This is a genomic window from Psychrobacter vallis (assembly GCF_904846715.1).
Taxonomy (GTDB): Bacteria; Pseudomonadota; Gammaproteobacteria; order Pseudomonadales; family Moraxellaceae; genus Psychrobacter; species Psychrobacter vallis.
Window position 1 is genome coordinate 191,515 of the sequence record NZ_CAJHBU010000001.1, and the last position, 21,399, is coordinate 212,913.

The window sequence follows — 21,399 nt, forward strand, 5'->3', positions numbered from 1 at the left end:
AAAATATGCTAACACGCCACTTTATAAATAAAAATGAAAATCATTTGCATTATTACGTGGTTTTTATTTAGAATGCTTCATTTACTTTTAGACTGCTCGCTATGGTGCATATCAATCATTTAGGCTTATTACGCAAAGATAAGGTATTGCTCAGGCGTTGTGTCGCCTTATGCTCAAGCATTTTGCTAAGCAGTTGCCAATTATCTGATGCCACAGCACCGCCCATGCCGCCTCAAAACGAGCAGATATCTCCTAAAGTCATGACCCCTGACTGGGGTATTGCCGCAACATTAACGGCGATGGGATATCCACCTGTTGCGATGGGTGATAAAACCTTTTATAAAGAATGGGTCGGCAAGCCTATTATACCCGCCACGACATCTGATGTGGGGACACGCTATCAACCCAATCCCGAGATGTTCTCACAATTAGACGTAGATGTGGTGATAGACAGTGCGTTTTATGAGCATTTGCGCCCCATGTACGGTGATCTGCCCGTTCATTCTCTTGCCTTAAGTAGCTCCAATAAAGTCGCTGCTTGGGAGGATTTTATAACGCCGACTCTAGAATTGGGAGCGTATATTCACCAACCTCAAGCTGCGCAGGATTATCTAGACAACAGTAAAAATCAAATCGCGCAAGCGGGACAGACGTTCCGTACGCGCTATCCACATATTAAAAAGCTGGCCATCGTACAATTTGCCGACACCAACAATTTGCGTATGTTTTCATACAACAGTTTGTTTCAGCCTGCTTTAGAGACCATGGATCTAGAGCTGGTGGCGTTTGCAGATGGTAATGAATGGGGTTTTGCACCCATCATGCTTGGGGATTTGGCGCAACTTGATGACGATACTTGTCTTGCGGTCATCGAACCGATCAGTGATCTTCTCAAATTGGAATTAAAAGACAGCTTGGTATGGCAACGACTGGGCTATTCCTTTGACAACACTGATAATGGGCGCTGCGTGACATTATTACCAGCGACATGGAACAATAGTGGTGTGGCTTCTATGAACGTCTTAGCTGATCGCCTAATGAACGCCACTTTTGTAGGCAATACCGATTTATGATGATTAAAAACAATTTTTTGTCGGCCAACCCCATTTATATGATGGTTCTGGTATTAATAGTGATGGCTGTAGTCAGCAGTTACGCGGTTATACAGCAACTATGGAACTTGCCTTTCATCGACCTGTTTACGCCTTCGTTTGACTTGTCACTTGCCGACATGAGTCTTCAATTGCAAATCGTACCCACTATGGTGGTGGCATTGACGTCTGGTGGTCTTTTAGGATTGGTCAGCGTCTTGTTGCAACAGTTGGTCAAAAACACGTTGGCCTCAGACACGACATTGGCAGTCGGTAGCGGCGCAAACATGGCATTGCTACTTGTCACTTTATTCCTGCCCAGTTTGGCACTCGGCGGCAGCTTTTGGGTCGCTTTTGTCGGCGCGCTCAGCAGTATGGCCATTGTTTTTATTCTAGCCGCGCCCAGTCGCATGAATCCTTTGGTGTTGGTGCTTGGTGGATTGGTCACCAATATTTTATTGGGTGCTATCACTGCCTTACTGTTAATTTATTATGCTGAAGAATCCTTAAACGTCATGGTATGGGCGGCGGGCAGTCTCACGCAAAACAACTGGCAGGTGTCTGTCATATTGACCATTGCTAGTGTGGTCGCTGTTGTCTGCTTGATGCCGTTGCTAAAACCCCTAGAAATTATGAGCTTAGACGATAGGCAAGCAAAAAGCTTGGGCGTACCCATCAATCTTATTCGTGGTTTGGTCGTGGGATTGGTGGCCATACTGACGGCACTTGTGGTGAGTCGTGTGGGGCCTATTGGTTTTATTGGTTTGGGTGCCGCTACCCTCGTGAATGTGTTTTCTGTCAAACACATCGCATATCGGTTGCTATTGGGTTATGGGTTTGGGGCGCTTTTGTTGTGGGTTACCAGTAATATCACGACGATACTACAGCATTACCTGAGCCTAAACATACCTGCTGATGCGATGACCGCCATACTTGGCGCGCCATTGGTCATATGGCTGATAGTGACTCAAAGTCGCCAGCATGTCGATGAGATTACGCCGACGCTTGTCTCAAAACGTCGTGATACTCACTTACTGCGCTGGAGTGTCGCCTTAGTTCTGCTCATAGCCAGCATACTTATCTTCACCGCCACAGCAAATGGTTGGCAACTAAATGCCATATGGCATCTAATCGTTGATTTTAGATTGCCTCGCACCCTAAGCGCTGCTGCAACGGGCGTGATGTTGGCGACTGCAGGCGTGTTGCTACAGACCTTAACGCGTAATCCCATGGCGAGTCCCGAAGTATTGGGAATCAGCTCAGGTTCAGCCATAGGCGTGGTGTTAGCCTTTGTATTCTTACCCAGTTTTGGCTACACGGGCATTGTACTCTCAGGGTTACTCGGCGCTTCTATCGTGCTTGGTTTGATATTATGGCTCGCGCGCAGAGTAAATCCAGCCTATCTATTGCTGGTAGGCGTGGCCATTGCGGCATTGATGGGCGGTCTGTTAAGTTTGGTCAAAATATCTGGCGATCAACGACTACAAGCAGTCCTCAGCTGGTTGTCAGGCTCCACGTATCTTGCCAGCCCCGAGACAGCATGGCTGCTAGTGATATTTGCAGTATTGCTTTTTATATTGAGTTTTATGGTGATAAAGCCACTAGAGATATTAAGCTTAGGTGGCGGAATAGCCCGTGAGCTTGGCGTGTCTTTGAGATTGTTTCAAAGCTTGGTATTAATCCTTGTAGCAGCACTTAGTACGATATCGACGTTGGCAGTGGGGCCACTCAGTTTTGTAGGTCTGATGGTGCCTCACCTTGCCACCACGTTGGGCGCCGTTCAACTCAAGCGCCAATTGCAACTGGCCGCTATCTTGGGGGCAGCTCTCATGGTGTTCGCTGACTGGCTTGGTCGTTATATTATATTCCCTTACGAGATACCGGCTGGCACCATTGCCGCTATTATTGGCGGCGCATATTTCTTATACCTGATGCGCCGTATCAGAGCGTAAAAATAGCTGATCCTAAATAAAAAATTTCAGCCATTATCACCTATAGCTAGAGCATATCACCTCAAAAATGCTCTAAGCATACCACTCGTTTTATTTTCTTAGATTCATAAGCCTCCGATATCAATCGGTAGGTAAATGTGTCAAAAATATTTCTATATTGTATTGCTAATAATAACAATTATCATTATCATGTCTGAAATATTTGGTAGCGCCTTCCAAAGATGCCATGACAGGATTGTTCTTTATCAATTTTATTGACAGGCAATTCCACTCTTTATCGAGATAATGTCTAACCAATCAAACTTTTACTTTACTCGAGATCTCACTTAATGTTTACCATGACACAAAACACCACGCGGCATAAATTCAGTACTTTAAGTTGGTTCGTCAAACAGACCATGCATTTCTCAGCCATCGCTTCGTTGGCCTTAAGCTCCTCCATGATTCATGCTGAAACTTCACAGCAAAACCAAGCCAATGACACTGGTATCCAAATCAAGGATACAGGGGACGCAGCAGAACCAAGTACCACACTACCGACCATCGTGGTCACGGCAGATACGCCCACCCAAGTCACTGAAAATACTGATAGCTACACCATACCCGTCGCCAGTAGTGCCACAGGAATGGCGCTATCAGCGAAAGAAACGCCGCAAGCCGTCAGCGTGGTCACCAATCAGCAAATCAAAGATCAAAACTCAAACAACTTGATAGATGTACTCAAACGCGCGCCTGGTATTCAAGTAGGCAGTATCGATGGCGCGCGCAGTGGGTTTTCGGCAAGAGGTTTTGGCATTACTGGCTTCCAAATTGACGGCTTGAATACCGACTTTGTCCAGCAAGCCGCAATGGGTGAATATAACGCTAATACCGCTATGTTTGATCATGTTGAAATCGTACGAGGCGCCACGGGCTTGATGAGTGGCTCAGGCGATCCTTCTGCCAATGTTAACTTGATACGTAAACGTGCTGATAGCAAAGTACCTGCTACAGAGCTGTCTGCCAACGTCGATCGTTATGGCAATTATGGCGTTAGCGTTGACCGTAGCCAGTCATTGAGCGAGAGCGGTGCTGTACGAGGCCGCGTCGTCGCAAGTTATCAAGATGGTGATACTTTTATCGACCGTCAAGAATTGGGTCAAAGACTGCTCTATGCCACCGTTGATGCCGATGTGAGCGACAACACCACTGTCAGCGTGGGAGCCAGCCGTCAACACAACAAATCAAAATCGACCATGTGGGGCGGTTTGCCAAGTTACTTAAGTGATGGCTCAAAAGCAGATTGGGATACCAGCAAAAATGGCAGTGCAGATTGGGCAAACTGGGACTCTGACAACGTCTATTACTTTGCTGACATCAATCATGATTTCAATGAAGACTGGAACCTAACCACCAACGCCAGTTATAACGAGAGCGAGAGCAGTCCGAAACTTCTTTATATGTATGCCAATGGCAGTCAGGTTATTGACCCTAACGTTGGACTGGTCTATAACTTAAATCCATTCCATGCCGATACCGAACGCAAACAAATCAATGTTAAGACCAAATTGACGGGTAATTTTGATGCTCTAGGCAGAACGCATCAACTCATCGTGGGTGGCTCATATAACAAAAGCGAGCTTGATACCTTTACCTATAAAGCGCCGCCCGATGGACTTTTGCCAGTGTCTGAATTTTTTGACTGGGATGGCAGCTATCCTGAACCAGTGTGGGGAGAGAAAACTCAAAGCTCTGATGTCACGATTAAGGAAAAAGCCATCTTTGCGGCAACTCAGCTTAAGCTGACGGATCCTTTGTCAGTGATTTTAGGGACTCGTGTGTCTGATTACGAGCGATCGGGTGTACAGTATGGTAGTAATGTAGATACCAAATCTGATCACATTTGGACGCCTTACGCTGGTATTACTTATGATATCAATAACAATCATAGCGTTTATACCAGCTATAGCGACATCTTTAAGCCGCAATCTCGACGCGACATTAATGGTCGTTATCTTGATCCTATCGAAGGCAAAAACTACGAGATTGGTCTAAAGAGTGAATCAGATAATGGGGCGCTACAAAGCCAAGTTAGTATCTTTAGAATCGAGCAAGACAACCTTGCGCAACTTGATGGCGGTCAAAAAATTCCAGGAACCATTGAAGACGCTTATGTTGGAGCAGAAGGTGCCAACAGTCAGGGCGTCGAAGTGGAAGTCACTGGTCAGTTTAGTGACAAGCTAAAAGCAACTATTGGCTACACGCATTTTAATGCTGAAGACAAGGATGGCAAAGCCATCAATACTGGCTACGCCGATACTACGCTTAATCTGTTTGCCACCTATGATCTTGATCACGTCATTCCTAATTTAACCGTTGGTGGCGGTATTGATTGGTCAAATGGATACTATGGCATTGTCACAAACCCTGTGACTGGACAATCCGAAAAGTACGGTCAAGATGATGTGACACTTGCTAGCATCATGGCAAAATATGCCTTTAATGACAATCTAGAGGCACAGGTTAACGTCAACAACTTATTCAATCAGAAATATCTTGCTGGTGAAAACTTCTTTGGGTTAACTTATGGCGAGCCTATAAATGTGGTAGGTAGACTGACCTATCGCTTTTAATGTTGATACTGGTTTGACCATTTACCGTAATAGACAGGTCGTCACATGAGTAAACGCCATAGCAGTCAAGGTTTTTATCTGCCTGACTTCACAGTTTTTAGTCGTATTGTGTTAGCGATTGGTGGTAGCTATGGCGTGGCGGTGCTCACTGACCTTGTGTTTTTGTCCTTACCAATGGAGACAATTTCTGCCATCTATTGGGGACAGATTGCTAGCATCGTGGTATGTGCAGTCATGATTATTTTAGTATTTTCGCTGCGACGTCTATGGCTGGCATGGACGGTAGTCACTGTCATTGCAGGAATATTGGGAATGATATGTTATGCCACTATTTAGACTTTTATTACCATCAGGTCATCTTTGATGTCAGACTCTGCTAAACGCCAAACCGTACCAATGACCGAAATTAAGACAAGAGACAAAACCAAGACAAAAGGTTATCGGCTGATCATGTCTGATGTTCATACTTGGTTTGGGCTGCTACTTGGTTGGTTGTTATTTACCATTTTTCTTATGGGTACGGTCAGTTATTTTAATAATGAGCTGACGGCATGGATGCAACCTGAAATTCCCCCTATTTCGCAACAAATAACAGCAACGTCCTCACAACCTCAAAACGCGGTAAGCAACATAGATAGTCTAGAGCCTTTTGGTACGGCGATTACGCATCTGCAAGCAACCCAAACCGATGCCAAAAACTGGTTTATCACCAACGGTCCTACTAGCACTAGTAGCGAGCAGCGTTTACATATTACGACCAGTGCTGAGAATGAAAGACTAAGTTATCAAATTGATACACAAACTCAAGCCATTTATACGCCAAGAGATACAGCTGGTGGCAACTTTTTTTATCGTATGCATTTTGATTTGCATTATATGAATGTGATATGGGCAAGGATCATCGTCGGTATTGCCTCCATGATGATGCTGATGGCTATCATTACTGGCATCATTGTCCACAAAAAAATCTTTATCGATTTTTTTACTTTTCGTTGGGGCAAAGGACAACGCTCATGGCTTGATGCGCACAATGCTTTTTCTGTACTACCACTGCCCTTTCATATCATGATTACTTTCACTGGCATCATTACCTTAATCACGTTGTATATGCCGTGGGGTGGTATGATCGCTAACATTGATACCCAGCAGTTTTTTGAAGAAATTTATTCTTATAGGGCAGCCGATGCGACTGAGTTGCAACCTGCACCGATGATAAGTATTGCCCCACTGCTGGCGACCACTCAAGCAGATTGGCAAAAGCTCAACCCCAATTATAAAATTACCAGTGTCAGTATCAATCATCCCAATACTGATCATAGCCAGATTATCATTGATGGCAAAGCCGACCGTCAGATATCAACCATAGGCGTGTTTCGCATTTATGACGGGCAAACAGGAAAAACCCTGAAACAAAGCAAACCACCACCGCTCGCTGTGACGACTCATACGGTCATGATTGGCTTGCATGCAGGGCGCTTTGCCGATTATTGGCTGCGCTGGCTGTATTTTTTATTGGGCGCAGCAGGTTGCGGTATGATTGCAACGGGTTTGGTGCTTTGGACAGTAAAACGCCGCCGCCAATTGCTCACTATGGACAAACCCTATGTGGGATTTTGGCTGGTGGAAAAACTTAATATTGCTACGCTGGCTGGATTGCCTTTGGCTATGGTAGGATTTTTATGGCTCAACCGTTTGCTACCCTTAAATATGACGGCACGTGCAAAGTGGGAAGTCGATGGATTTTTTATTATATGGGCATGTAGCTTTGTGCTGACGTTATTGCTCTCGAATCGTAACGCATGGCGCATATTACTGTCGTTGGTCACGCTATCGCTCTTATTCACGCCGCTACTCAATAGCTTGACTACCGAACGCGGGTTTCTACACAGTGTCTTTAGTCGCGATGTACTGTTTATCAGCTTCGATGTCATACTTTTTATTCTAGCACTGCTGTTTGCTTATATCACTTATGCTGCTGGCTTTAAAAAACCGTCGCCTGAGCAAAAGATGAAATCAAAATATCGCGTGGCATCTCAGACAGGAAACCCATAGTATGTCTAACTTGGTCATATCTGACTCAATGCTGTCTATTCTGCTATTTTTACTGAATCTGCTGGGCCTGATTGCCTTGATGATAAGCAGTAAAAGACATGTGGATACGTTTCAGCACAAATTACCTCTTTTTTTAAGTCGTCATCGGCTACGCTGGCTAGGGCTGCTACTGTTAGCGATTGCATTTTTATTGACGTATTTTTCACACCAAACAGGCTATTTCGTCGTGGTATGGTTTGCCAGTTTGACAGTAACAGCAGGATTGGTTTATTTAGCCATGATGATATATAGTCGATTTTACATAAAATAGATACATTATCTTCCAGTCCCGCTGACTTGTTTTTATACTGAACTCACCATATGAGCAGTGATAAGCAGCTCGACATACAATCGATACGTGACATTATAATGTATAAAGCGCCGCTATGAAAAATTGGTCATCCTGTCATTAAACTTTTCTATAATGATATTGGCACATGGTTCAGGTACTTCCATGGGCAAAAGATGTCCATTGTCAGATAGCTCGATAACGTGCGTCGTTGGGACAAGACTTTTCCAGATTTTACGGACTTTATTGCTAATAAAAATGGAGGGTTTGCCCATAATAATGGTATACGGAAAATCCATGTTATTGAGTTTTTTTAATGCGTCATTGACGAAAGGCGTGTCAAAGTAGCTTGCCAACTCTTGCTTGGGCGTAAATAACAGGCTATACGCCGCTTCCTCATTTTGAATGAGACTGTTTTTCGCAAAGATATAAAGATGGTCATCGCCAATGCGCTTGAATGCGCGATGTGCCCGCAGATATTCGTAGTATGCCTCAATACTTTGCCACTCCGCTTGCTTAGCGAGCGTACTTTTGAAAGGTTCTTGACTGATCTTTATGCTGTCAGGGATCAGATCAGTAATGAGTTTTTGTGATTTGGTAAATGTCACTGGCTCTATCAAATACAACTGCGAAAACAATTCTGGGCATTTAGCAGCGGCAATGACGGTGGCTGTCGCGCCTTGTGAATGACCGATACCGACCACAGGCTTATCTTGCGTTCTCTCCAAAAAATCAATCAGTGCGTCGGCGTCTTGCTCACGAGTCAGCTTTTTCATAGAAGGTAAATCTTGCCAATATCCGCGCATGGCCAGACTGCTCAGATTGAATCGCTCACTGAGTTTGGTCAATAGCGGTATATAAACACCCGTCGCAAATCCATTACCGCCATAAAAATGCGCAGGTGATGATTCAGTGTTTTTATCCCTTTCAACCAAGGCTGATAGATCGTAATATCTGGCATTTTTGCCATCTAGAGTCATCGTACGTTCGAATGTTTGCATAACATGGGTCTTATTATTATTGAGGAATAGGCAAAGCCGTTTTAAGTGGTAAAGTATTCATGAAACGCCAAGGTAAGAATGTAATTACAACAATACGATTATAAACCTCTGCACACTACGCAATACTCGACCACATCTCTCATTTGGCGCTACTAGACGTCAAATATTAAACAAGTCGTGGTGGCATGAGCATATAGTTTGCCATCAGGCCCTACAATCCGTCCCTCAGCGGTCGCGGTTTTTCGACCTACATGAATGACGGTGCCTTCGGCGCGCACAAGTGGTGTTGCATCGCTCAAAGCCCGTATCATATTTACCTTGATCTCTAGGGTGGTATAAGCTTTACCCGCTGGTAAGGTAGACTGAATGGCGCACGCGACAGCGGAGTCTAACAGCGTACAAAACCAACCCCCGTGGACACTGCCTAAAGGATTGTAATGTTGCTGACCCGGTCGACCTTGAAAAATGGCGGTGCCAGACTCAATGCGAATGGGCATAAAATCAAGCGTCACGCCAATAGGCGGCTGCGGCAATTCGCCTGCAAACATCGCTTTAAACATTTCCATACCACTCAAACCAGCCAACTCCGCAGGCGGGGTCACCCCAGCAGGTCCCAACTTCTCCTGTACTTGTAATGCTTCTGCTTCCCACGTTTCGATTACATTTGCTACATCCATCTTACTGTCCTTGTGCATTAGAAGTGTGCCTTGTCCCAGCATTGCGCGCTATCAACTGGTTAAGCAATGACTATTTAGATAACGATAACCCGTTTTTATGACGTGATTATTCATCAAAACCTGCTTAGAAATATAGCATAAAAGAAATCGGCAACTACTTATAAGTCCAGATTATTACTCACGCGTGCAAAAATCTGCTTGAAATTTGTTCACAATAATATATGATTCGTATACGTTTCATATATTAGAGGTATTCCGATGGGCATCGTAAAAATTGATGATGCGCTGCACGAAGAGATTCGTAAGGCAAGTACGGTAATGGTGCGCTCTATTAACGCACAAGCTGAGTATTGGATGAAGATAGGCATGCTTGCTGAGGCCAATCCTACTATGACTTATAGCCAAATTATTAATGAGCAGATGAAAAAAGCTGATGTCAAAAATACTCTTGAGACAGGGAATCTTATCGATGGCTGAGATCACGCTAAAAACGCCCGAAGAACTCAAGGTAATACGCAAGTCTGGACGCCTACTCGCCTCAGTTTTTAATTATCTTGATAAAAATATCACCATCGGCACCTCTACGATGGAAATCAACGATCTCGCTGAGCGTCATATCGTCGATCAGCTCGCTGCACGTCCAGCGAGCAAAGGTCAATATGGTTATGAGTATGCGCTCAACACGTCAGTCAATAACGTGGTCTGTCATGGCATTCCCTCAGACAGTCAAATACTCAAATCAGGCGATATTGTGAATGTGGATATTACCTTAGAGCAAGGTGGTTTTATCGCCGATTCGAGTAAAATGTATATGATCGGTGAGGTGCTACCACTCGCCAAACTCTTGGTGGATAAGACATATAAGGCCATGTGGGAAGGCATACGTGTGGTAAAACCGGGAGCGACACTCGGTGATGTTGGTCACGCCATTCAAACCTATGCTGAAAAGAATGGCTACTCTATCGTACGAGAGTATTGTGGTCACGGGATTGGACGTGAGATGCATGAAGCGCCAGAAGTGCTGCATTACGGTATTCAGGGGAAAGGTTTAATGCTAAAAGAAGGCATGACATTCACGATTGAACCAATGATCAATCAAGGTAAGGCCAAAGTCAAAACGAAAAACGATGGCTGGACAGTCGTCACCAGTGATAAAAAACTGTCTGCCCAGTGGGAGCACACCATTGCCGTCACATCAGATGGTTATGAAGTGTTGACACTTCGAGAAGACGAAAGTGTGTAAAGAATGATTCATATAGACAGTTAGATTATAGATCCCTTGCAAAAGCGCCCTCTCTCGGCTTCACACTGAGGAGGTTTAGCAATGGCCTATACAAGAGATCTACTTATTGATTGTTAAAATTTATAGACCTGCCCATCATTAGGGACGAGGGTGCGTTGCTTGTCTAAGTGCTTTTCTTCTATAAAACGACGTAGCTCTGCTCTTGTTAGCGTTGCATGATTGACCGTATCCATGTGTACGCTAATTATTTGAGCATTAGGAGAGAATTTATACGCACGGTATACATTCTCTTTACCCATGATAATAGAGTCATCAAAAGAAGTCAGCTTCGCATAGCCTGCATTAAGGACGACCGCATCAGGCTGGTAGCGAGTGAGCGCACCTTCTACTTCTTTATCCCAAATCGTATCACCTGCGACATAGACTGTTTTGTAGTTTGGTTTTTGGAACACAATCCCCATCGTTTTGCCAAGTGACTGAGCAAGTGCTGGAACCTTGTACATCTCATCAGTACCATGCTGTCCGATGGTTTTATTGATTCTAGTGCCTTTAAACACAATCCCTTGCTCTGTCAGTACTCTGACATCGGTGAAACCATCTTTACGTACGATTGCCGCATCGGCTGCATATTGGGTAAAAATTGGCATATTACGAGGCACGAGGTTATGTGCGGCATCATCCCAATGGTCAGCATGTAAATGCGTCAAGATAATGGCATCTGCTTTAAGCACTTCTGCAACAGACATCGGCAAATCTACCATTGGATAGCGAATCTCGCTATTTACAGTATCTGCAAATCCTGGGTAGGCGTTTTTAGGCGCAAGCATAGGGTCTACTAAAAAGTAGTGCCAGCATAATCGAGCATAATCGTGGCGTTGCGGATTTGCTGAAAGATAACGGTATTGGTCGCTGTCTGTTTTACAGCGTTAGAATTTGCTGCTGGACTGGCAAAGGTGGTACATGCGGTTGAAAATATCACGCCACTTAATAGTGTGGTGCCGGTCAGCGATTTTACTATATTCATAATAGTTACCTTATTGATAATAATTTGGTTTAAGAGTCTATTTCATGACTAAATCATGAGCGGATTAAAAAATCTGGATTAACGCGCAATCCAAATTTGGGTATCAATCACTTCGCCATATAGAAACTCAATCGCTGCCATGATAGTGGCGTGAGCCTGCGCTGCGGGTACCGTCGTCCCGTTAAATTCAAGATCAAGCGTGGCACAGGCATCATGAACCGTGGTCGTGGTATAACCAAAGTCCACTGCCGCACGAACGGTGGCATCCACGCACATGTGACTCATAGCACCAATCACGGTAACCTCTTTGATGCCTTCTTTATCGAGCAACTCTTTAAGAGCAGTCTCACGGAATGAATTGGGGTAATGCTTTGTGATGACAGTCTCACCCTCTATCGGTTTTACCTTCTCATTGATCTCTACACCATCGCTACCCGGCGTAAAGATCGATGCGTCAGCAGAGGGCATCTCATGACGAATATGAATAATGGTATGGCCTTTTTGTCTAGCAGACGCAATAACCAAAGCTGCATTATCAGCAGCTTCGTTGATACCTACCAGTGATAACTTACCTTCTGGGAAATACTCATTTTGAATGTCGACAACGATCAGTGCTTGTTTGTTCATAATAATGCCTCTTTGTTTATGGGAGCGGCTGTATAGGCGTATATTTTACAAGCACCGTGCTACACTAACGAGTGGCCACATCGACACATTAGAGGCTAATAACGACATATGAATCAAAAAAACACTATTGAAATCGGCTTGGTCGTCTATGAGAAAGCACAAATGGCGGCCATCCTTGGTCTGACTGATTTGTTCGTCATTGCCAGTAAAATCTCTGCCAAGCGCCAAGATACAACTGATCTTCCTTTACAAGTGAGTCAATGGGAGATTAAAGATACTAATCTGCTGCCTACCTGCGCTTTTTCTAGTAATCCCGATAGTGTAGGAAAATTAGCGGCTGTCATTATCCCGCCAACGTTAGAGGCGCCAATTACAAAGCAAGCAGCAGCGCCTTGGCTAGAATGGCTGAGAGATCAGCATTCATCAGGTGTGATAATGTCATCTGTCTGCGCCGGTGCTTTTTTACTGGGTGAGACGGGACTACTATCCAAGCGCAAGGCAACCACACATTGGTGTTATGTAGAGCAGTTCGAGAAGCGTTTCCCTGATATCGATCTTGATGTGGATCGCATTATTATCGAAGACGGTGATATTGTGACAGCTGGTGGTGCGATGGCTTGGACGGATTTGGGGCTTAGGATGGTTGATCGGTTTCTTGGCTCACAGGTGATGAATGAGACCGCTCGTATGTTGTTAGTCGACCCCTCAAGACGCGAGCAATGCTATTACAGTGCGTTTTCACCGGTATTAACACATGGTGATGCAGCCATACTAAAGGTGCAACATTGGCTGCAAAGAACGGAGGCACAGAATATTGATTTGTCCACACTAGCCAATTATGCACAGTTAGAAGAACGTACTTTTCTGCGTCGTTTCCATAAAGCCACAGGCATGACATCAACGGAATACTGTCAAAGATTACGCATCGGAGAAGCAAAAGATTTTCTACAGTTCTCTATGCTGGCAGTTGAGCAAATTGCATGGAAGGTAGGTTATAGTGATGTCAGCGCGTTTCGTAAAATATTTAAGCGCATTGTTGGGTTGACACCGAGCGAGTATCGGCGGAGATTTAATACGAATTAAAAAATGGCATCTGCATCGCATCTGTAATCTACTCCAAATGAGACCAACTCCATTACAGTCAAGACTTTAGTGGCATAATTAAATTGGACAGTGTTTAAGAGGCTATGGTCAGTATTTAACACGGCTCAATTTTCGGTGTATTCACAATGTGAGTATGCCGTTTTTTTTCAACAATATCGTCAATTTACCTAAGAACCAACACAGCGTTAAGAAGGAAAAATCACCACATCATCGTCTTCTTGCCATGGTTGAAACTTAGTCATGGCCTGTATAAATAAGGGATGCGCGAGCCAATATTTTAGCCACTGTTGCAGTTTTGGATACGGTAAACCATAAAAGACATCGCGATTCACATGAGCAAATTGGCGTACAAAAGGCATGATACCAATATCGGCAATGGTCACACTGTCTCCCAATAGATAAGCATTTTTATTCAGCAACTGCTCCAAAATCTGCAAAAACACCTCGCCTCGCTGTCGATACTCGGTCTGGGTCATCTCTAAATGACGATCGGCATACTTGTAGCGATCTAGCCAATGTTTAAACTCATTGTCGTTTTGCTCAATCAAAGCATTGGCCTGAGATAAAACCCTTTCATCAAGCAGTCCTTGCGAATCTCTCTGCTCAAGCGCCCACATCATTATCTCTATACTCTCTTCAATCACTGACCCATCCAAAAGCTGTAAAACGGGCACAGTGCCTTTTGGACTGATTGCTAGCATTTGCTCTGGTTTGTTCTTTAGGGTGATTTCCCGCAGCTCCACTGGCAACTCGGCAAACAAGAGACCGAGACGTGCACGCATGGCATAGGGACAGCGACGAAAAGAGTACAGACGATGAAGCGGTGAAGTCATGGTTGTTTCCAAATTTAATCGAGGTTAAGTGCCACAAAAAATTTATCCCAGCACTATCGTATTTTTTAATTAGAAGTGAGTTTATATTTAAACTGCCACGCCAAATAAGCGACCAATCAATGAGGTTGCCAGCATGGCGAGCACGCCCCAAACCACTACCCTAGTCGTCGCAGCAACAACAGGCGCACCGCCCAATCGAGCAGAGATAATCCCCAGCAGCATTAAACCCATTACAGTTAAAGAGGCCAGTGACCAGACCAATGTTTGTGCTGGCAATAGCAGTATTCCGATAATTGGTAGTATCGCTCCAGCCACAAATGACAAACCCGAGGCGACTGATGCCTGAATTGGCTTTGCTTGGCTAAGATCTGTCAAGCCTATCTCATCACGAGCATGCGCCTCTAGTGCATTGTGTTCAGTTAATCCTACGGCAACTTGATACGCCAAATCATGATCGAGTCCTCGCGCCTCATAAATTTTGGTCAGCTCTAACAGCTCACGCTCAGCATTATGCGTCAGCTCATGTCTCTCTTTATCGAGATCCGCCTTTTCGGTATCTGCTTGCGATGAGACCGAAATATACTCGCCAGCCGCCATCGACAACGCACCTGCGGTTAACGCCGCCATGCCTGTCAGCAACAATGTCTGACTGCTTGTGCTGGCCGCCGCTACCCCAACCAATAAACTGGCTGTCGAAATCAAACCATCGTTCGCGCCCAACACTGCCGCTCTCAACCAATGATTGCGATTGCTCAAATGTGCTTCGTCATGAATAGAGTGATGCATAAAATCCTCGAACGCTATGGACAGAAAAGTGGCGTATCCTAGTGATGATACTGTATTCCTTTTGAATGGAGTCTGCTATAGCATCTTTATATCAATCAACCATCAGTCAATGGATTTTTAGGCCAAAAGTACGCCTTTAGCCATAAGACAGTGACATACATACGGATTAACATAATAAAATTTAGATGGTAATGGTTATCAATAACATCTATAATTCACGCCATTCTCAATGCTTAGCACCGCATGTATCTATATTACGCTTATCAGTCATTGGCTCATTTTTCACCTTTAATTTTTATCGGTACTCTTCACTACTTTACATTTTTAGATGCCAGTTACTTAGTGACTTAAAGGTTGCTTAACAGTGATTTAACGGTTATTTGATTTTGGCTTGGATGAAATTTTATGGCGCAACCGCTTGCTCAGCACCTTAGTAAAACACCGTTAGCCATGGTTGATAAAGACCAATTTATTAGTCATGTGAATGAAGAGCATCAAGATGAGCTTGCTATGTTCGTCAATGCATTTACTGACAGATTAATCAGTGAATATGACGTGACATCGGTAAAAGAAATCTATGCCGATGGCCTATTGCTAGATGTTGCAACCATTTATTACACTGAAATTGCGGGCGATGCGCATCGAGATAAAAACCTTGTCAGTGACCACACTGTCCAAAAATCCGACGCCCTCATCAGTCAGTATTTTATTCACTTTATAGCACGTATCAGTGATTCAACCACGCTACAAGAACAATATATAACGTTATTACAAATGTCCGCCCGTAAGCTTGGTAAGCGCACGGTCACACTTCAAGAGCAACGTTTTACCGTGATTGACGGTTATTATGCCAGCCCTAATCTATACCGACTGGTCGTCACCGCACCCGAGCATACTCCGCTGAATCATGCAGGATATGCCTATCTGTTTGAGCTGAATCCAACCGTCTTATCGGCCTCAACCGAACCATCAGAAAACCATGATAAGCCATTGCAGCGTTATTACACGTTACGAAAAGCATGGCAAGATTCAGACAGCGCCTCTGTCCAAGCGTGGATAGATGTCTATATTCATGGTGATACGCCAGGCGGTAACTGGGCGCGTTCTCTCAGTCCTGACATGCAAATCAAGAGCATGCGTGAGTATCCCGAAAATACAGAACACCTCACTGACGGTCAATGTTTACTCATCTGTGATGAAACGTCTTTGCCTACCGTGGCTCATTTATTAGAGAATTGGCAAAACCCACTACCGCCCCTTGTCATTGCCATCACAAACGATCCAGAGGATATAAGTTATCTACAGGAGCTAAGACTGAGCGACCCATTACACCATGATGCGCATTTTTTACAAAACAATTTACTACATATAGTTAATACGCCAACGGCCAACCTTGCTGAACAAATATCCGCCCTATTAAATACCTCATTAACAATATTGCCACTCAAAATCGGCAAAGTATGGGGCGCGCTTGAAGCCACAGAGGTCAAATTATTAAGAAAACAACTAAAGACAACCTTAGACTTATCGCGTCAGGATATGGTGTTAAAAGTCTATTGGCGCGCGCAATGACCGTCGGTTTTTCATATGTAGTTGAAAAACCTTAAAGTTGCGACAGTGCTGCTGGTATAAATTTTTTGTAGCATCGAGCTGCGCAGGCACAGTAAGCGAAAAAAACTTGCACCAGCAGTACGTGTTGTACCGATATTATTTTTCACCGACTATATTTTGCAGACTATACCCTGAGCAAAGCTGCAATCTGCATGACACTCTGTATTCTTGACAGATAGGTTCACACTTAATGTGGCAATGTTATTGAAATGAAAACAATTATCATTATAATAAGCATTTAAATCAAACATGCTGGAAACATTCATGCAACTGTCTCGCTTATACTCTGCTTTATTCCGCCGTGATGCTTCCACTGTATCCCGTCAGCAACGCTCATTCAAATCCTTGTGCTCATCCTACTTATCCACCTCGGTAGTGATACTTGGGGCAAGCCAAGCGGCATGGGCACAAACAGATATCTATACCGATAGCCAGTCAGCTGAGCCTAGTGTTGTGCTGGATACTATTGTGGTGACCAGTAGTGCAGATGCGTCAGCAGATGGCTTACCGAGTGCCTACGCAGGCGAGCAAGTCGCAACAGGAAGCCGTGTTGGGCTCTTGGGCAATCAAGATATTATGGATACGCCCTTCTCTACCGTCTCATACACCAATGAATACATCACCAACCAGCAAGCACAAAGCGTGGGCGATCTGCTCAAAAAAGATCCCACTGTGCGTGTCGCTAGAGGTTATGGTAACTTTCAAGAAGCCTATTTTATGCGCGGCTTTATCACGACCTCCGATGACACCATGTTCAATGGTCTATACGGTATATTACCGAGACAGTATATCGCGACTGAACTGTTCGAGCGTGTGGAAGTGCAGCGCGGCGCCTCTGCCATGCTAAATGGTGCGGCACCCAGCGGTGGTAACGCTGGCGGTACGATTAATCTGCTACCAAAACGCGCTGGTAATGAGCCATTGCGTGAGGTGACTCTCGGTTATGGTCAAGGCGATCAAGGCAAAGTGGCGGTAGATGTTAGTGATCGGTTCGGTGCAGAGGATGCTTTTGGTGTGCGCTTCAATGCCGCTTATCAAGATGGCGACAGCGCAATCGATGACGAATCCTCAACCTTGGGTCTAGCGGCTTTTGGTCTGGACTATAGAGGCGATCAGTATCGACTATCAGCAGATTTGGGTTGGCAGGATAATAAGCTGAAAGAAACTCGTCCTAGTGTCACGCTTGCAGGTGTTGCTGGAGTGCCCAATGCTCCGAAAGGATCAAAAAACTGGGCGCAGCCTTGGACGTATTCAAACGAAGAAGATGTGTTTGGTACGATTAGAGGCGAATATGACTTAAATGATAATATCACCGCTTATGGTGCTTATGGAGCTAGAATTAGCGACGAAGACAACTCTTTAGCGAATCTTACGGTATCTAATACCAATGGCACTGGATCTGTTTATCGATTTGATAATATCCGAGAAGATAAAGTACAGAGTGCCGAGCTCGGTCTGCGTGGTCAATGGCAAACGGGTGTAGTGGATCATGATTGGGTAATAGCAGCGGACCTTTATGATCAAGAAGAAAAAGGCGCTTATGCTTTTGACTTTAATAACCAGCTTGCGACTAATTTATATGACCCCACTGACTATCGCGATAACAGCTGGTCGAATACCGCAACTTTTGCCGGTGACTCAGACAACCCGACATTAACTAATAAAAAGCAACTACAAAGCTTTGCCTTAGCGGATACCTTTTCTTTGTTTGATGACAAACTAAAAACCACCTTGGGTGTGCGTCATCAGAATATAGAAACAGCCAGCTATGACCCTAATACTCAGGCGCAAACCGCTAATTATGATGAAAGCAAATGGACACCAAGTGTTGGAATCGTCTATCAACCAAGTATGGACTGGTCTATTTATGGCAACTATATCGAAAGCCTAACTTCAGGATCAAGAGCACCTCTAGAGAATGGCGGTAATCCAGTCACCAATGCAGGACAAGACTTAGCCCCTTATGTCAGTGAGCAAACGGAAGTAGGCGTGAAGTACGACAATGGGACGATTGGCAGTAGCCTAGCTGTATTCCGTATTGATTCAGCACGTGCTTATATTGATGACACCAATACCTTTGCGGCAGATGGTAAAAATCGTCATCAAGGCGCTGAATTATCAGTCTTTGGTAGCCCAAGCGAAAACATGCGCCTAATCGCGGGTGTCAGTTATCTAAGCGCCAAACAAAAAGACACCGGTAATACCTTGTTAGACGGCAATCGAGTCATTGGCTTACCTACACTACAAAGCAACGTCAACCTAGAGTATGATTTAGCAGCAGTCGAAGGACTAACATTAACAGGCGACGTTATACATACAGGCGCTCGTTATGCGGATAATGCCAACACCTTAAAGGTTGATGGTTATACCACGTTAGACCTTGGTGCTCGCTACAAAACTATGCTAGCAGGACAAGATGTCACATTGAAAGGCATGGTGACTAATGTCACTGGTGAAGATTACTGGCAATCAGTGGGCGGTTATGCAGATGCTGGTTATTTAAATTCAGGTGAACCCACTGCCTTAAAAGTGTCAGCGACTTTCGACTTTTAAGACGCATGGTTTTTAAAACCCACAGCTCTTGAGACGTACAGCTTTTAAGACGTACGGTTGAACCATACTTATACGATTTTAATAAAAGGGATTAGGCGCGACCTACTCCCTTTTATGCCATAAAAAATACGTAAAATTCATTCTATTACTGAGTCACTATGTCCTCTCGCGCTACAGCTTCTTTATATCATATGATTTGGGCACACTATCGTCTGCCTTTTCTTAAAGTCATCTTACTTAATTTGGTGAATGCCGCGGTTAGTGTGGGCATCATCGCTTATATCAACCACACCTTTATTAGCCAACCTGTTTTCAACACTTTATCATGGGTAAGTTTGGGCTACTTTGCCGCCTTGGTGGTGATGCTACTGGTCACGACTTTTATATCACAGTATGCATTGACACGTTTGGGGCACAAGTTTGTCTATGAGCTGAGAACCAAACTGGTCAAACAAATCATCGATACCAGCGTGCCGCAGATAGACCATTTGGGTAGTGCACGGTTACTCGCCAGCCTGTCCTCAGACATCCAGTCCATCACAGTGGCTTTTGTGCGTATGCCAGAGCTGGTACAAGGTGTTATCTTATCGGTGGGTGTCGCCCTTTATCTGGGTTGGCTATCGCTACCATTGCTCTTGATTGTCATGTTTTGGATTGCTATGACGATTTGGATCAGTACCATTTTAGTCAAGCATGTTTATGCGCATTTGACAGAACTGCGAGACATTAACGATCTTTTGTATCAAGACTATGAGTCCATCATAGAAGGCCGCAAGGAACTAGCACTTAATCAGCACCGCGCTGAAAAGTTATACAAAACCGATTTTTTGACCCATGCTAAATCGTACGAAAATACTGTGGTCAAGTCTGATACGTTTCATTTATCAGCAGTGAATTGGTCAAACATCATGATGTTTGCAGCGATTGGCGTGGTGTTTGCGGTGTCCAATTATCTTGATATACCTATTGCGGTCGCCACTACTTTTTCCTTAACGATTTTGTTCGTGCAATCACCGCTGCTGCATGCCGTAGGTGCTTACCCAACCCTACAAACAGCGCAAGTGGCACTAGATAAAATCCAATCTTTAGCACTAGCGGATTATCAAGCAGAGTTTGCCACGGATGTTGCGGTAAAAAACTGGCAATCTATTTCTTTGACCGATATTCACTACCGTTACGAAAACAATCACTCTGATACACCTGTTTCAGGGACAAAAAATACAACTCATGCCAACCATATATTAAAAGACGTCAATCTGACCTTAAGACGTGGCGATGTGGTGTTTTTGATCGGTGCAAATGGTAGCGGCAAATCCACCCTTGCAAAAATCATGACGGGGCTTTTTACGCCTACCACGGGTTCTGTACACATAGACAAACAACTGATTGACTCACAGAACAATGCCGATTATCGACAGTTGTTTTCTGCCATTTTTAGCGATCAGCATTTGTTTAAACAGCTCATCGGCAATCATGGTAATGATCCTGATATGACGCTGGTGAACACGTGGTTGCACAAGTTAAACCTACAAGACAAAGTCAGTGTGACCGACCATCGTTTGTCTACCGACAAGTTATCGCAAGGACAACGTAAACGATTGGCCATGCTGATTTCCGTAGCGGAACATAAAGACATACTGTTACTGGATGAATGGGCAGCTGACCAAGATCCTGCTTTTCGTAGAGTATTCTATCAAACACTGATTCCCGAGCTCAAAGCCCTAGGCAAAACCTTATTCATCATTAGTCATGATGACAGCTACTTTGAGCATGCTGATCGATTGTTACTCATGAAAGAAGGCAAGCTCATCGAGTTAAACGCTGAAGAACGACAGCGTGCCAGTGCCGATGCAATCTCGATGCTAAAGTAATAACAGTGCCAAAAATAATGCAATGATGATAGCA

Annotated in this window: 19 protein-coding genes; 12 read left to right on the forward strand and 7 right to left on the reverse strand. The window is 44.4% G+C overall.

Features of this window, described 5'->3' with window-relative positions; all coding sequences use genetic code 11:
• Positions 1–101: 101 nt before the first annotated feature.
• From JMY02_RS00795 to JMY02_RS13765, 6 genes are all read left to right on the forward strand, one after another.
• A complete protein-coding gene (locus tag JMY02_RS00795) occupies positions 102–1,073 on the forward strand; it encodes an ABC transporter substrate-binding protein (protein WP_201594211.1) in 972 nt (323 codons plus the stop codon).
• The gene (gene fhuB / locus JMY02_RS00800; protein WP_201594213.1) at positions 1,070–3,043 is read left to right on the forward strand and encodes a Fe(3+)-hydroxamate ABC transporter permease FhuB; all 1,974 of its coding nucleotides are present in this window, start codon (positions 1,070–1,072) and stop codon (positions 3,041–3,043) included. Before JMY02_RS00795 ends, fhuB begins: the two co-directional genes overlap by 4 nt.
• 338 nt (positions 3,044–3,381) lie before the next feature.
• A complete protein-coding gene (locus JMY02_RS00805) occupies positions 3,382–5,655 on the forward strand; it encodes a TonB-dependent siderophore receptor (protein WP_201594215.1) in 2,274 nt (757 codons plus the stop codon).
• A 45-nt stretch (positions 5,656–5,700) separates the two neighbouring features.
• Positions 5,701–5,991, forward strand: coding sequence for a hypothetical protein (locus JMY02_RS00810; protein WP_201594217.1), 291 nt, complete (start codon positions 5,701–5,703; stop codon positions 5,989–5,991).
• 27 nt (positions 5,992–6,018) lie between these two features.
• Positions 6,019–7,707: a PepSY-associated TM helix domain-containing protein gene (locus JMY02_RS00815; protein WP_201594219.1), complete on the forward strand. Its 1,689-nt coding sequence runs from the start codon at positions 6,019–6,021 to the stop codon at positions 7,705–7,707.
• Between the two features lie 28 nt (positions 7,708–7,735).
• Positions 7,736–8,017 carry a DUF3325 family protein gene (locus tag JMY02_RS13765; protein WP_227678364.1) on the forward strand — a complete coding sequence of 94 codons (282 nt, stop codon included), beginning with the start codon at positions 7,736–7,738 and terminating at the stop codon, positions 8,015–8,017.
• 113 nt (positions 8,018–8,130) lie between these two features.
• Here JMY02_RS13765 and JMY02_RS00825 read toward each other — a convergent pair whose 3' ends face one another.
• On the reverse strand, positions 8,131–9,036 hold the full coding sequence (locus tag JMY02_RS00825; protein ID WP_201594224.1) for an alpha/beta fold hydrolase: 906 nt from the start codon (positions 9,034–9,036) through the stop codon (positions 8,131–8,133).
• A gap of 152 nt (positions 9,037–9,188) precedes the next feature.
• Positions 9,189–9,713, reverse strand: a complete 525-nt coding sequence (locus JMY02_RS00830) for a PaaI family thioesterase (RefSeq protein WP_201594226.1) — start codon at positions 9,711–9,713, stop codon at positions 9,189–9,191.
• Between the two features lie 258 nt (positions 9,714–9,971).
• Between JMY02_RS00830 and JMY02_RS00835 the strand changes: the two genes are divergently transcribed.
• Together JMY02_RS00835 and map are read left to right on the forward strand one after the other, a co-directional pair.
• Entirely contained in the window at positions 9,972–10,190 is a 219-nt protein-coding gene (locus tag JMY02_RS00835; RefSeq protein WP_201594228.1) for a ParD-like family protein, read from the forward strand.
• Positions 10,183–10,956: a type I methionyl aminopeptidase gene (map, locus tag JMY02_RS00840; RefSeq protein ID WP_201594230.1), complete on the forward strand. Its 774-nt coding sequence runs from the start codon at positions 10,183–10,185 to the stop codon at positions 10,954–10,956. Before JMY02_RS00835 ends, map begins: the two co-directional genes overlap by 8 nt.
• Positions 10,957–11,069: 113 nt before the next feature.
• Here the strand turns inward: map and JMY02_RS00845 are convergent, their stop codons facing one another.
• From JMY02_RS00845 to JMY02_RS00850, 3 genes are all read right to left on the reverse strand, one after another.
• Positions 11,070–11,783, reverse strand: coding sequence for an MBL fold metallo-hydrolase (locus JMY02_RS00845; RefSeq protein WP_227678349.1), 714 nt, complete (start codon positions 11,781–11,783; stop codon positions 11,070–11,072).
• 8 nt (positions 11,784–11,791) lie between these two features.
• Positions 11,792–11,980 (reverse strand): hypothetical protein, encoded by a 189-nt coding sequence (locus tag JMY02_RS13605; RefSeq protein WP_227678350.1) that lies wholly within the window; start codon positions 11,978–11,980, stop codon positions 11,792–11,794.
• 78 nt (positions 11,981–12,058) lie between these two features.
• Positions 12,059–12,607 (reverse strand): cysteine hydrolase family protein, encoded by a 549-nt coding sequence (locus JMY02_RS00850; protein WP_201594232.1) that lies wholly within the window; start codon positions 12,605–12,607, stop codon positions 12,059–12,061.
• 108 nt (positions 12,608–12,715) lie between these two features.
• Between JMY02_RS00850 and JMY02_RS00855 the strand changes: the two genes are divergently transcribed.
• Positions 12,716–13,690 (forward strand): GlxA family transcriptional regulator, encoded by a 975-nt coding sequence (locus JMY02_RS00855; protein ID WP_201594234.1) that lies wholly within the window; start codon positions 12,716–12,718, stop codon positions 13,688–13,690.
• Between the two features lie 206 nt (positions 13,691–13,896).
• Here the strand turns inward: JMY02_RS00855 and JMY02_RS00860 are convergent, their stop codons facing one another.
• Both JMY02_RS00860 and JMY02_RS00865 read right to left on the reverse strand, forming a co-directional pair.
• Complete coding sequence (locus JMY02_RS00860) at positions 13,897–14,544, reverse strand: glutathione S-transferase (RefSeq protein WP_201594236.1); 648 nt, start codon at positions 14,542–14,544, stop codon at positions 13,897–13,899.
• Between the two features lie 87 nt (positions 14,545–14,631).
• The gene (locus tag JMY02_RS00865) at positions 14,632–15,330 is read right to left on the reverse strand and encodes a VIT1/CCC1 transporter family protein (protein WP_201594238.1); all 699 of its coding nucleotides are present in this window, start codon (positions 15,328–15,330) and stop codon (positions 14,632–14,634) included.
• Between the two features lie 405 nt (positions 15,331–15,735).
• Here JMY02_RS00865 and JMY02_RS00870 point away from each other — a divergent pair, with 405 nt between their 5' ends.
• The 3 genes from JMY02_RS00870 to JMY02_RS00880 all read left to right on the forward strand — a co-directional run bounded on the left by JMY02_RS00870 (position 15,736) and on the right by JMY02_RS00880 (position 21,365).
• Entirely contained in the window at positions 15,736–16,902 is a 1,167-nt protein-coding gene (locus tag JMY02_RS00870; protein WP_201594240.1) for a siderophore-interacting protein, read from the forward strand.
• A gap of 303 nt (positions 16,903–17,205) precedes the next feature.
• Positions 17,206–19,494: a TonB-dependent receptor gene (locus JMY02_RS00875; RefSeq protein WP_201594242.1), complete on the forward strand. Its 2,289-nt coding sequence runs from the start codon at positions 17,206–17,208 to the stop codon at positions 19,492–19,494.
• A gap of 158 nt (positions 19,495–19,652) precedes the next feature.
• Positions 19,653–21,365: a multidrug ABC transporter permease/ATP-binding protein gene (locus tag JMY02_RS00880; RefSeq protein WP_201594244.1), complete on the forward strand. Its 1,713-nt coding sequence runs from the start codon at positions 19,653–19,655 to the stop codon at positions 21,363–21,365.
• The last annotated feature ends 34 nt before the right edge of the window (positions 21,366–21,399 follow it).